11 protein-coding genes and 1 pseudogene are annotated in these 13,914 nt (G+C 46.2%); all 12 read left to right on the plus strand.

What is annotated here, in order from left to right:
- Window positions 1-29 precede the first annotated feature (29 nt).
- The 12 genes and pseudogenes from CIK99_RS04015 (at window position 30) to CIK99_RS04065 (ending at window position 13,912) form a co-directional block, all read left to right on the plus strand.
- Window positions 30-1,238 carry a bifunctional 3,4-dihydroxy-2-butanone-4-phosphate synthase/GTP cyclohydrolase II gene (locus tag CIK99_RS04015; RefSeq protein ID WP_094380024.1) on the plus strand — a complete coding sequence of 403 codons (1,209 nt, stop codon included), beginning with the start codon at window positions 30-32 and terminating at the stop codon, window positions 1,236-1,238.
- 121 nt (window positions 1,239-1,359) lie between these two features.
- The gene (locus CIK99_RS04020; protein WP_094380026.1) at window positions 1,360-2,553 is read left to right on the plus strand and encodes a pyridoxal phosphate-dependent aminotransferase; all 1,194 of its coding nucleotides are present in this window, start codon (window positions 1,360-1,362) and stop codon (window positions 2,551-2,553) included.
- Window positions 2,554-2,755: 202 nt separating this feature from the next.
- Complete coding sequence (locus CIK99_RS04025) at window positions 2,756-3,586, plus strand: MotA/TolQ/ExbB proton channel family protein (RefSeq protein ID WP_094380027.1); 831 nt, start codon at window positions 2,756-2,758, stop codon at window positions 3,584-3,586.
- Window positions 3,587-3,614: 28 nt separating this feature from the next.
- The gene (locus CIK99_RS04030) at window positions 3,615-4,229 is read left to right on the plus strand and encodes a biopolymer transporter ExbD (RefSeq protein ID WP_094380029.1); all 615 of its coding nucleotides are present in this window, start codon (window positions 3,615-3,617) and stop codon (window positions 4,227-4,229) included.
- Between the two features lie 2 nt (window positions 4,230-4,231).
- Window positions 4,232-4,876 (plus strand): biopolymer transporter ExbD, encoded by a 645-nt coding sequence (locus CIK99_RS04035; RefSeq protein ID WP_094380031.1) that lies wholly within the window; start codon window positions 4,232-4,234, stop codon window positions 4,874-4,876.
- A gap of 25 nt (window positions 4,877-4,901) precedes the next feature.
- On the plus strand, window positions 4,902-5,735 hold the full coding sequence (locus CIK99_RS04040; RefSeq protein ID WP_094380034.1) for an energy transducer TonB: 834 nt from the start codon (window positions 4,902-4,904) through the stop codon (window positions 5,733-5,735).
- 18 nt (window positions 5,736-5,753) lie between these two features.
- The gene (locus CIK99_RS04045) at window positions 5,754-6,713 is read left to right on the plus strand and encodes a PstS family phosphate ABC transporter substrate-binding protein (protein ID WP_094380036.1); all 960 of its coding nucleotides are present in this window, start codon (window positions 5,754-5,756) and stop codon (window positions 6,711-6,713) included.
- Between the two features lie 81 nt (window positions 6,714-6,794).
- Window positions 6,795-8,207, plus strand: a complete 1,413-nt coding sequence (locus CIK99_RS04050; protein WP_254047716.1) for a lipopolysaccharide assembly protein LapB — start codon at window positions 6,795-6,797, stop codon at window positions 8,205-8,207.
- Window positions 8,208-8,424: 217 nt separating this feature from the next.
- A pseudogene (locus CIK99_RS16000) lies at window positions 8,425-8,577 on the plus strand (hypothetical protein); the annotation flags it as partial.
- Window positions 8,578-8,652: 75 nt separating this feature from the next.
- Window positions 8,653-12,432, plus strand: coding sequence for an ATP-binding protein (locus CIK99_RS04055; protein ID WP_254047717.1), 3,780 nt, complete (start codon window positions 8,653-8,655; stop codon window positions 12,430-12,432).
- A gap of 78 nt (window positions 12,433-12,510) precedes the next feature.
- On the plus strand, window positions 12,511-13,692 hold the full coding sequence (locus CIK99_RS04060; protein WP_094380042.1) for a phosphoribosylaminoimidazolecarboxamide formyltransferase: 1,182 nt from the start codon (window positions 12,511-12,513) through the stop codon (window positions 13,690-13,692).
- 31 nt (window positions 13,693-13,723) lie between these two features.
- Window positions 13,724-13,912 carry a hypothetical protein gene (locus tag CIK99_RS04065; protein ID WP_094380044.1) on the plus strand — a complete coding sequence of 63 codons (189 nt, stop codon included), beginning with the start codon at window positions 13,724-13,726 and terminating at the stop codon, window positions 13,910-13,912.
- The last annotated feature ends 2 nt before the right edge of the window (window positions 13,913-13,914 follow it).

Raw genomic sequence — 13,914 nt, forward strand, 5'->3', positions numbered from 1 at the left:
CATTTACACCTTATTATATATATAAAGATATGTCTGAATTCAAGATAAGCACCATCGAGGAAGCTCTCGACGACTTCCGTGAAGGCAAATTCGTGATAGTAGTCGATGACGAAGACCGTGAAAACGAAGGTGACCTCATTATCGCGGCAGAGAAGATAACGCCCGAGAAGGTCAACTTCATGCTGAAATACGCAAGAGGCGTGCTCTGCGCACCCATCACCATAAAGAGAAGTGAAGAGCTCGACCTGCCACACCAGGTGGCAGACAACACGTCGATGCTCGGCACTCCGTTCACCGTGACCATCGACAAACTTGAAGGATGCACAACAGGAGTGTCGGCTCACGACAGAGCCGCCACCATCAAAGCCCTCGCCGACCCAGCATCCAGACCGGAGACCTTCGGACGCCCAGGACACATCAACCCGCTCTACGCACAAGACATGGGAGTGCTGCGCAGGTCGGGACATACAGAGGCGGCCGTCGATCTATGCAAACTAACAGGACTCTATCCTGCAGCGGCACTCATGGAGATAATGAACGACGACGGCACCATGGCACGCATGACAGACCTCATGGCCTTCGCCGAAGTCCACAAACTGCACATCATCACCATCAAAGACCTCATATCCTACAGACTCAAGAAAGAGTCGCTCATAGAAGTGGGCAACGAGGCCGACATGCCCACACGCTACGGACACTTCAGACTCGTGCCTTTCCGCCAGACCTCGACAGGACAGGAACACATGGCTCTGATAAAGGGCGAGTGGAAAGAAGACGAGCCAGTGCTGGTGAGAGTACACTCCTCGTGCGCCACAGGAGACATACTCGGAAGCATGCGCTGCGACTGCGGCGAACAGCTCCATAAGGCCATGGAGATGATCGACAAGGAAGGCAAGGGAGTGATCATCTACATGCAACAAGAAGGAAGAGGCATCGGCCTGATGAACAAGATAGCCGCATACAAACTGCAAGAAGAGGGTCTCGACACCGTGGAGGCAAACATACATCTCGGCTTCAAACCCGACGAGCGAGACTACGGATGCGGAGCACAGATGCTAAGACATCTCGGCATACACAAAATGCGCCTGCTCACAAACAATCCCACAAAAAGAGTGGGACTGGAGGCCTACGGACTCGAAATAGTAGAGAACGTTCCCATCGAAGTCAAACCAAACGAGTATGACTACAAATATCTCAAAACAAAGAAAGACAGAATGGGTCATACTCTCCACTTATAGATAAAAAACGCACAGAAACAAAAAAATAACGCAGAAATGCAAAAAAAACGTGCAAATTCTTCGTTTTCACAAATAAAATGATTACTTTTGCACATAAATAACGATATCAAGCAAAAATACTATGGCACAATTATCCGACCGACTGCAACGACTGGCACCTTCAGCAACACTTGCCATGTCGCAGAAAAGCAGCGAAATGAAAGCTCAAGGCATTGACGTTATCAACATGAGCGTGGGCGAACCAGACTTCAATACGCCAGACCATATCAAGGAGGCGGCAAAGAAGGCTATCGACGAGAATTATTCAAGATATTCTCCCGTACCAGGATACCCCGACCTCAGGAAAGCTATTGTCGCTAAACTGAAAAACGAGAACAACCTCGACTACAGTGTCAACGAGGTGCTCGTGTCAAACGGCGCAAAACAGAGTGTCTGCAACACCATCATGGCACTTGTCAACCCTGGCGACGAGGTCATAATACCCGCACCCTACTGGGTGTCATACCCGCAGATGGCGAAACTCGCAGGCGGAACACCGGTGATCGTTGAGGCTGGCTTCGACCAAAACTTCAAGATGACACCCGAACAGCTCGAGGCAGCCATCACACCAAAGACACGTCTCATCATTCTCTGCTCGCCAAGCAACCCTACAGGCAGCGTCTATTCAAAGGAAGAACTCAAGGGACTTGCCGACGTGATAAAGAGACACGACGACCTCTTCGTACTTGCCGACGAGATATACGAACATATCAACTACATCGGAAAACACGAGAGTATAGCACAGTTCGAGGGAATGAAAGAACGCTCGATCATCGTCAACGGAGTGTCGAAAGCATACGCCATGACCGGATGGCGCATAGGATATATCGCCGCACCAGAGTGGATCGTGAAGGGATGCAACAAACTGCAGGGACAATACACCAGCGGCCCATGCTCAGTAAGCCAGAAGGCAGCCGAATTCGCATACACACAGTCGCAAGAGTGCGTAGAGCAGATGCGACAGGCCTTCGAACGCCGCCGCAACCTCATCGTCCAACTCGCCAAAGACATTCCCGGCCTGGAAGTCAACGTGCCAGAAGGCGCATTCTACCTCTTCCCCAAGTGCAGCAGCTTCTACGGCAAGAGCAATGGAGATACGGTGATAAACAACTCGTCTGACCTCGCACTTTACCTCCTCGAGAAAGGACACGTGGCTACCGTCGGAGGCGACGCTTTCGGCGACCCAGAGTGCTTCCGCATGAGCTACGCCACAAGCGACGAAAATATACGCGAGGCAATAAGAAGAATAAAGGACGCGTTGGCAGAATTGAAGTAAAATATAGGTAAGAAGACACCAGACAATATTAATTTTAAAAAAAGTTGGTGTTAAAACCTGTTAATCGTTTCGGTTTTTCTGTCTATTTTGTTAACTTTGTCCCTTGAATGAAGATTCAATATAGGCAAACAGCAAAAAGTGACGCCAAAAACACTAATATTAATATTATTCATAAATAACAAAAAATTTAAAATTATCAATTATGGGAACAAACAAAAATGCTGCAGCCCCAGCAAAGAAATCATCGGGCTTTAAAGGAGTTAAGAACGCTATCTGGATCCTCGTTATTTGCGGTATCGTAGCTTACACATTCTATTTCCAAGTACTCGGCGCACCTGAGAACTTCGCAGGAAACGACCCAACAGGCCACCCTGTAAACCTCATGGGTACTGTGTATAAGGGAGGTTTCGTTGTAGGTCTTATCTTGACTCTCCTCCTCTCTGTTATCTGCCTCGGTGTAGAGCGCTTCTTCGCTCTTAGAAGCGCATTCGGTAAGATGAGCCTCGGCAAGTTCACAACACAGGTTAAGGAACTCATCAAAGCTCGTAACTTTGACGAGGCTGTCGCTCTTTGCAACAAGATGCAGGGCTCTGTAGCTAACGTAGTGCTCGCTTCTATCAACGCTTACAAGGACGCTGAGAACAACACCACACTGAAGAAGGCTCAGAAGATCGCTAAGATCCAGCAGGCTCACGAGGAAGCTACTCAGCTTGAGATGCCAACTCTCCAGATGAACCTCCCTATCGTAGCTACCATCGTTACTCTCGGTACTCTTACCGCTCTGTTCGGTACTGTGCTCGGTATGATCCGTTCATTCCAGGCTCTGTCTGCTGGTGGTGGCGCTGACTCTATGGCTCTGTCTGCCGGTATCTCTGAGGCCCTCGTTAACACAGCTTCTGGTATTTTGACATCATGGTTCGCTGTGGTTATCTACAACTTCTTCACAAACAAGATCGACAAGCTCACATACGCTCTCGACGAGGTTGGTTATACAATTGCTGCAACATACGACGTTAACCACGAGGAAGCTTAATTGTTTTACCTTTTAATTAGTTATAATAATGGGTAAAATAAAAATACAGAAAAAAGACGTCTGGATTGACATGACTCCTATGTCAGACGTGATGACCCTGCTTCTGTGCTTCTTCATGTTGACATCAACATTTTTGCAGCCAGAACCAGTGCAGGTCACTACGCCAAGTTCAGTGTCGGAAGTCAAGGTGCCTGAGAAGAATGTACTTACCATTCTTGTCAGCCCAGAAGGAAAAATCTTCGTCGGCACTGATAACAAAAACGACATGCAGAGCATCATGCAGACTGTCACTGACAAGTTCGGCGTCTCGCTGAACGCGGCTCAGATAAAGAAATTCAAAGAGGAATCTATGGTTGGCGTTCCAGTCGCTAAGATGCCTGAATATCTTAATCTCGAGCCAGACCAGATGGCACAGGTGATCCAGAAAATGGGTGTCCCCACCGATAGTATCGATGGTGGCAAGAGTGAATTTCAAGAGTGGGTACAGGCCGCGGTTGATGCAAATCCTGACATAAAGCTCGCCATCAAGTGCGACGCCAAGACTCCTTACAAGGTGGTCAAGGCCGTGATGTCTGAGCTTCAGGACATGAACCAGAACCGTTACCAGCTGATTACGAATCTTAAAACATCGTCGGAGGAATAAACATGGCAAAGAAAAAAGCGAGCAAGCAAAAGAAAATGAACACCCGCGTGGACTTCACGCCTATGGTGGACATGATGATGCTTCTTATCACGTTCTTCATGCTGTGTACAACCTTGAGCAAGCCTCAGGCCATGCAGCTGACGATGCCAAGCAACGACAAGAATGTGCAGGATGAAGACAAGTCTGCTACAAAGGCTTCTCACACCATCACCATCATTCTTGCAGGCAATGACAAGATTTATCATATTGATGGACTTCCTAACTACGAAGACGCTACTTGCCTTAAGGAAACCACATGGGGCAACAACGGCATTCGCAAGGTGCTCAAAGAGCACGTTACCGAGGAAGGTATCTCTCCAGTAGCGAAGATTATGGTAGCTAAGAACGAACTCGACAAGAAGAAGCTCTCTAACTCGAAGATGACCGACGAGCAATATCAGAAGGCATTGGCTGAGATTAAGAACGGTAATCTTGACAACGAGAAAGTTCCTACCTTGACTATCATTATCAAGCCTCTTGACACTGCTTCTTATAAGAACATGGTTGACGCACTTGACGAAATGCAGATCTGCTGCATCGGTAAGTATGTGATCGACAAAATTAACGAAAACGACCAAAAGCTTCTGGCTTTGAAGGGAGTTAAGTAATTAACATTTTAAAAAAGAAAGAACAATGTCAAAAGTAGATCTTATTGATAATAATTGGGTCGATCTTGTATTCGAAGGCAGAAATAAGGAATACGGCGCCTATGTCCTCCGTAAGGACACTGGTAAACGTAACCTTAAGTCTATGCTCATCGTCTTCGCCACGATTATCGCGATCATGGTGGGTGTTTGGGCAAAGGTAGCTATCGAAAACGCTTTCCCCAAAAAGGTTGCTATGGATACCGATGTCGAGCTTATGAAACTTGCCGAAAAGAAAGAGGCAAAGGTCGAAAAGAAGGCACCGGTGAAAGTTGAAGAACAGAAGGTCGTTGAAAAGGTTAAGAGCTCTGTGAAGTTTACTCCTCCAGTCATCAAAAAGGACGACGAGGTAAAGCCAGAAGAGGAGCTCAAGTCTCAGGAAGACCTTAACAAGACCAATACTGCTATCGGTTCGTTCGACGTGAAAGGTAATGACGAAGCCGGAGGTGAAGTGCTTAAGGCTAAGGAAGTAATCGCACAGCCCGAACCACCGAAGGAAGAGGAGACCAAGATCTTCGAAGTCGTTGAGCAGATGCCATCGTTCCCTGGTGGACAGGCAGCTCTCTTCGAGTTCCTCTCAAAGAACATCCGCTACCCGGTTGTTGCTGAGGAGAATGGTATCCAAGGTCGTGTCATCGTGACATTCGTCGTTGAGCGCGACGGTTCAATCACCGACGTTAGGGTTGCCAAGTCTGTCGATCCTTCTCTCGATAAGGAGGCCGTACGTGTGACGAAGAGCATGCCTCACTGGAACCCTGGTATGCAGAATGGTGGTCCAGTGCGTGTGAAGTTCACACTTCCAGTAACCTTCAGATTGCAGTAATAACTTTAATTAAAGTATATGACGCTTAACAGATTCAACATATTGGTTGGACTGACTCTCATTTCAGGTTTGTTGTTGTCGTGTGGCAACAACAAACCTAAAAATGGTAGAACAGACACCTATTCTAAAGGAACCGTTTCGTTCGTTTGCGACAGTAGTTTCTGTCCTATAATAGACGAACAAAAGGAAATATTCGAACTCATGTATAAGGAGGCGCATCTCAAGCCTGTTTACACTAACGAAGTAGAGGGTGTCAAGATGTTGATGGACGAGAAGGTGTGGCTCGCCATAACAACACGTAACTTCACACCACAAGAAACGAAAAACCTTAAAGACCGTAGATTTCTTCCCAGGGCCATCCCTCTGGCTTACGACGGACTTGCTCTCATTGTCAACAATGAGAATCCTGACTCCTGCATCTCTGTAAAAGATATTAAACGTATTCTCTCCGGAGAGGTGAAGAAATGGAATGAGGTTTATCCTAAATCAAAATTAGGAGATTTTGACGTGGTATTTGACAATGCACAGTCAAGTACAGTGCGCTTCTGTGTAGATTCCATACTGAAAGGAAAACTTATCTCTTCGCCTCTTGTTACTGCTGTGAAAAGAAGCGAGGACGTGATAAATTATGTATCATCTCACAAGGGTGCTCTCGGTGTCATCGGCTCAAATTGGCTTAACGACAAGCGCGACACCACTAACGTTACCTTCAACAAGAATATTCGCGTGGTATCGGTTAGCCGCCTCGATTCTGCTACAGTGCAGAACAGTTGGAAACCATACCAATATTATATATACAACGGAAACTATCCTTTGGTGCGCACGATATACGCATTACTAAACGACCCCCGAATGGGACTGCCATCGGGTTTCGCTGCATTCCTACAGTCGCCTAACGGCCAGCGTATTTTCCTCCGTGCAGGACTCCTTCCAGCATATGGACAACTGAATGTCAGGGAGGTTAATGTAAGCCAATAGGTTCCGTGCGTTAAACTTTTAAGTCATTGAATCGTCATACGAGAAAATATTAATTATAAAATTAAATTGATTATGAAACAGATGAAATATTTATTCGCAGGCGCGCTGATGTTAGGACTCAGCGTTCCAGTTATGGCTCAGGAGGACACAAAGACCATCGTTGAATCCATAACAAAGGTTATCAAGAGCAAGTCAGGTGACGTACAGGCTCAGGTAAAGGTAGTAGCTAAGAAGAATAAGAAGAATGCTGACGTTCTCGTGGGTATCGGACGTGCTTTCTACGAAGTGAAAGATACGGCTAACGCACGCATTTATGCAGAACAGGCCAATAAGGCTGCCAAGAACAAGTGTGCTTCTGCATGGTTGCTCCTCGGCGATATCTCGGCTTTGTCTGACGACGGAGGTGCTGCCGCACAGCACTACCAGCAGGCTATCTATTTCGATCCACAGAACCCTGAAGCATACTACAAGTATGCAAACGTTTACCGTAAGGTTAGTCCGACAGCTGCCGTCATGAAGCTCGAGGAACTCCGCGCAAAGCGCCCTGATGTAGCTGTTGACGCTCTCGCTGGACGTATCTACTATATGTCTAACGATTTCGACAAGGCTATCGCAGCATACAAGAAGGCCGACATTGCAAAGATGGAAGAACGAGACATCACCGACTATGCTATGGCTCTTTATTTCAAGCAGAAGAATGCTGAGAGCCTCTCTGTAGCTCAGGAAGGTCTTAAGAAGAAGCCTCGTGACGCCGCTTTCAACCGTCTCGCTTTCTTCAACAGCACCGACTTGAAGAATTATGACCAGGCTCTTCTCTATGCTGATGCTCTCTTCAACAAGTCAGATAGCGCAAAATTCTCTTATTTCGACTATACATACTACGGAAACGCACTCAATGGCGCAAAGAAGTATGAAGAGGCTATTGATATGTTTAAGAAGGCTCTCGACCAGGAGTTTGACTCAAAAGATAAGAAGGCCGGTGTGATAAAGACTCTCTCTGACGCACTCAGCTCACAGGAGAAGTATGACGAGGCTATCAAGTACTACAACGATTATCTTGCAGCCTATTCTACACCTACAGCTACCGACCACGCTGGTCTGCCACAGCTCTACTACTACAAGGCCAGCAAGGAGACAGGTGCAGATATGATCGCTTCGCTCAAGAAGGCTGACGAGCTCTATGGAAAGTTGGCTGAGAAGTATCCAGACGCAATAGAATATGCTACTTTCTGGCGCGCCCGTGTCAACAACGCCATGGACAACGAGCAGAAAGATGCACTCGCAAAGCCACACTATGAGAAGCTCATCGAGCTCTATAGCTCACGCACAGAGCTTAACAATGCTGACAAGAGCCGCCTTAAGGAAAGCTATCTCTACCTCATCTCTTACTATGCCCGCATAGCTGACGATATGGCAAAGGCTAAGGAATGTGCTGAGAAGCTTATTCAGATTGATCCTGAGAATGCTGTAGCTAAGCAGGTATTGGGTATCTAATCGCCAAGGTTCTTTTCAATAGTATCATAACGATAAATTATTAACATTATATTCATGGGAGTATCGGTTTTTATCGATACTCCCATTCTTTTTCCCATCCCTTTCTCTTCTTGTCTTTTTTTTTATGTTAATTTATGTGTATTTATTTGTTTGGTAATTATTTTTTTTTGTACCTTTGCGAGTAATTAACTAACATTGTCTTAAAGTTTTGAACCTAATGGAGAGAAAATATGAAATATTGCTATCCCTGCTTCTTCTGTGTCTAACAGCGGGAGCGCAGACTGGACGTTTGTTTAACACAGACAATGGCCTGTCAAGTTGTTTCGTCGGTCATGTTTACCAAGACCACGATGGCTTTATATGGGTTTCCACTCGAAACGGTTTGAACCGTTACGACGGATATAATTTTAAGGTCTTCAAAATCGGACTTCCTGGCTGTGATGGGATGAAGTCAAATTATATCAATGTCGTTCTACAGAGTAAGGAAAAGACACTTTTCGTCGGTAATAACCGTGGAATCCAGACTTATTATAACGACAGCTTCCATGATGTGAGTCTATATGACAACAATGGTGAGAAGGTTATTTCATTCGTAAAGAGTATTCTCGAACTGCATGACGGAACCATACTTATCGGCACTTCAGGCAATGGCGTCTTCAAGGTCAAGGATATTAATACCGCAACGTCTTATGAACCTACCAAGAGTATTTTGGGCGTGAAAAAGATGTTTGAGGATTCGCAGAAACGTATATGGATGCTCACGGAGACAAATGAAGTGCTGGTCATCAAGAATAATAAGATCTTACAACATCTTTACAAAAATAACAATAACTTGATATTTGCAGATATATGCGAGGATAGTAATGGCAGGATATTCATCTCAACATACGATCAGGGTATATATGCGCAAAAGGTGCCTTCATTGGATTTCGACCAGGTAAAAGGTACAGAAGGAAGGCATGTGGGTGCTCTCTATCTGCGCAGAGACGGAAAAATCATGGTTGGCTTTGATGGAGAAGGAATAGCTATCCTCGACCCATATACCCTTTCCATGCAGTATCATCCATATTATAGCTATCAGGTGGATATGCGCCATTGTAAAGCATGCTCTTTTGTTGAAGACCGAGCAGGCAATCTGTGGGTGGGATTGCTCCAAAAGGGTGTGTTTATGCAGTCAGAGGCGTTTACGGGATTCCATTATGCAGGATATAAGCTTGGCAACAGGAATCCTATCGGCGACTGTTGCGTGGTAAGTGCATTTATTGATAAGAAAGGTAATTCCTGGATAGGAACCGACCGCGACGGACTCTATGTGCTTGACAACGAACATAAACAATTATGTCATTTTGAAGAGCCACTTACCGTTCTTAGCATCCGTCAAGACGAGCAGGGAAGGGTATGGTTAGGCTCGTATATGAGCGGTTTGGGATATGTAGATGAGAACTATGTGTTCCATAGCGTAAAAGTCGGTGACTTTGACCGTCTTCATGTATTTGGTGTTGAGGATGACTACAAGGGAAACCTTTGGTTAGCCACCATGGGAAATGGACTTATAAGATATAACAAGGAGACGGGAGAGATAAGGCAATTCATAGCCAATCCTGAGTGTGGGCGTAATCGAAAGTTAAATGCGCTTACCAATGGGTATATTTCCAGCATTTCAATGTCAAACGACAAGAACAAAGTTATTCTTGCCACTACAATGGGTTTATGTTGCTACGACATAAAGAACAACTCATGGGTGAATACCTTTGGAGTGAATGTGCTGCAATATGGCATCTACGTCAGGACTGTGATGCAGGATGATAACGATATGATTTGGTATGGCACCGACAACGGATTGTACGGTTATGACATGCGCACAAGGAAGACCGTGGTCTTCGACGAGACCAAGGGACTGCCTGATAATGGCATCGCCTCCATCATTAGGGACAAGGGAAAATGGTTGTGGGTGGCTACTAATCACGGACTGTGCAAGATAGACACAAAGTCTGGACAGGTGGGAAGCTGTTATTATGTTGACGATGGTCTGCAAAGCAATGAGTTCAGTGACGGAGCTGCCTCTGTGGGTCCCGACGGATCGCTACTCTTCGGTGGAGTGGGGGGCATCACTTGGTTCAACACGGCAGCCGTGGATGCACGCAAGTGGAATGCCACCGTACAAATCACCAACCTTATTGTCAATGGAAACGATATCTCCGCAGGAGAGGAGTCCGGATTCTATACTATCACTGACGAACCAGTGATGATGAGCAATCATTTCGACCTCGCTTCGTCAGATAACACGTTCTCAATCCAGCTCTCCACTCTGACATACGACGCGCCTGAGCACATTTCATACGCCTATTCAATAAACGGCGAGGAATGGAATTATCTTAAGCCAGGACAGAATGAAATCAACTTTAGCCATATCCCGCCAGCTACATACCGCTTCAAGGTGAAAGCATTAAAGAACGGACAAGAGTCGGAAATTAAGGAATTTGTCATTTCTATCCACGCTCCGTGGTATATGACAAGGATAGCCTATCTGTTCTATTTCATCATCTTTGTTGGTCTTGTCTATTTTTATTTCAAATATCGCAAGCGTGACGAACGCGAACGTCTTATGATGCAAGAACACAAACATGCAGAGGAACTCAACGAGGCGAAGATAAAGTTCTTCATGAATATCAGCCATGAGATACGCACACCAATGACTCTCATCGTCACACCTCTTGTGTCGTTGCTCAACACCGACCATGACCCGCAGCGAGTGGCGGTATATACTACCATTAAGCGTAATGCCGAACGTATCTTGAATCTCATCAATCAAATGATGGACTTGAGAAAGATAGAGAAGGGCATGATGAAGATGAGGATGAGGGAGACGGAGTTTGTCAGCTTCGTCAAGGACATCTGTAATATGTTTGAATATCAGGCAAAAACAAAGGACATAAAATTCGTGTTTAATCACGACATTGACAAACTGATGTTGTGGATTGACCGGTCAAACTTCGACAAAGTTGTGGTAAACCTCCTCTCTAACGCTTTTAAATACACGCCTGCAGGTGGTTCTATTACCGTCAATCTGACACACGACGATAAGAATATGACAATGAAGGTGATTGACACGGGCGAGGGAATACCAAAAGAAATGTTGGGAAAGATCTTCGAACGCTTCTATCAAGGACCTATCAGCGGAAACAACCGCCATCTGGGTACTGGCATCGGACTCGACCTGGCCAATTCGCTCGTCCTCCTTCACCATGGTGACATAAAAGCCGCCAACAACGAGAAGGGTGGGGGCGCTACATTCACCATCACCATACCACTGGGCTCGCAACACCTGAGCGAGGAGGAAATGCAACAAGAGATGGATACGGAAGACAAAGAGGACGCTATCGTAAACCTCTTGGAGGAAACCTACCAAAACCCGGAGACTATCGAGGTCGAAGAGCAACTGCCCACAACCCATGGATGCAAACCGACTGTCGTGGTAGTAGAGGACGACATAGAGATACAAAACTATCTTGTCCGCGAGTTGTCCGCGAGCTTTAAAGTCACCACTTATGGAAACGGACAGGAAGCACTTGTCGGTATATTGAAGGAGCTGCCCGACGTGGTGGTGAGCGACATAATGATGCCCATCATGGATGGAAACACATTGTGCGCTAAACTGAAGTGTAATATTCGTACTAATACCATACCAGTCATATTGCTAACAGCAATGTCGAGCGATGAGGAAAAACTGCAGGGACTTGAGACTGGTGCCGATGTCTATATGGCAAAACCATTCAATATCGACATCCTCAAACGTACGATATTGAATCTGATAGCATCGCAAAGCAAACTGAGAAACAAACTGAAGGGTAATGAGACTCAAGAGGCTAAGGTGGAGAATGTGGAATTGAAGACCGCTGACGACAAACTCATGGAGAGGGTGATGAAAGTGGTCAACAACAATATGAGTAACCCCGACCTTAATGTCGAGTTTATTGCACGTGAGGTGGGACTTAGTCGTGTACATTTCTACAGGAAGATGAAGACACTCACCAATCAGTCGCCGCTCAGCTTCATCAGAAATATCCGTATCAATCAGGCCGCCCGGCTTTTTGATGCCGGACATCAGAATATCAACGACGTGATGTATGCCGTGGGATTTAACAATACCAGCTCTTTCTCAACAGCATTTAAGGCTGTTTTTGGCATCTCTCCACGCGACTATATAAAGGATAAGGCAAAATAAATGGTGCAGTATGATTGCGGATTGCAAAAAAATGTGTAACTTTGTACCCAAAATAGTGGACAATAACATTTAGACAATATGAAAGAATTAGCATTGAAGTACGGATGCAATCCGAATCAGAAACCTTCTCGTATCTTTATGGAAGAAGGTGAACTGCCCATAGAGGTACTTAATGGACGCCCAGGATACATCAATTTCCTCGACGCCTTCAACAGTTGGCAACTCGTGAAAGAACTAAAGGCAGCCACAGGACTGGCCGCAGCCGCTTCATTCAAGCACGTCTCGCCTGCTGGCGCTGCTGTTGGCTTGCCATTAGACGACACTTTGAAGAAAATCTATTTCGTCGATGACCTTAAAGTAGAGCTGACGCCTGTAGCATGCGCTTACGCTCGTGCCCGTGGAGCTGACCGCATGAGCTCTTATGGCGACTTCGTTGCTCTTAGCGATACTTGCGACGAGGCTACGGCTCTCCTCATAAAGCGCGAGGTTAGCGATGGTGTGATAGCACCAGACTATACGCCTGAGGCTTTGCAGATACTCAAGGAGAAACGTAAGGGCACATATAACGTCATAAAGATCGATCCAGACTATGTGCCACAGCCTATCGAACGTAAACAGGTCTTTGGCATCACGTTCGAACAGGGACGTAATGAGGTGAAACTCGACGATCCTGCTCTGTTTGAGAATATCCCTACCCAGAACAAGACATTTACAGATGAGGCACGTCGCGACCTTATCATCGCTCTCATCACATTGAAATATACACAAAGCAACTCTGTATGCTATGTCAAGGACGGACAAGCCATCGGTATTGGTGCAGGACAGCAGAGCCGTATTCACTGTACTCGTCTGGCAGGCAACAAAGCCGACATCTGGTGGCTGCGCCAGCATCCGAAGGTGATGAACCTGCCTTTCGTAGATAATATCAGACGTGCCGACCGCGACAACACCATCGACGTGTATATATCAGAAGACCACGACGACGTGCTTCGCGATGGCACATGGCAGATGTTCTTCAAAGAGCGTCCCGAGGTACTTACCATGGAAGAGAAGAAAGAATGGATAGCCAAAAATACTCGTGTGGCCCTTGGCAGTGACGCTTTCTTCCCGTTCGGCGACAATATCGAGCGTGCCCATAAGAGTGGAGTGGAGTTTATCGTTCAGGCGGGTGGTTCCGTTCGTGACGACAATGTCATCGAGACATGCGACAAGTATGGCATAGCTATGGCATTCACCGGCGTGAGACTGTTCCACCATTGATAGGAATAACGTAATAATAAAAGTCGATTTTATGGCGGATATAGATGATATTATCGCTGGTGGAGGGCTCGTTTTTAAAAGCGCACCAAAGGGTGACCCCAATGCCGGAAAGATAAAGACAAAGGCAAAGAAAAAGAAATATATCACCGGTGCACACGGAAGCGGTTCGGCAAAGCAGAAGGCTAAATACCGCGAGCAGCGCGCTAACCGTCACAAATAGCA

Origin of the sequence: Prevotella sp. P5-92 (assembly GCF_002251245.1) — a bacterium.
GTDB lineage: Bacteria > Bacteroidota > Bacteroidia > Bacteroidales > Bacteroidaceae > Prevotella.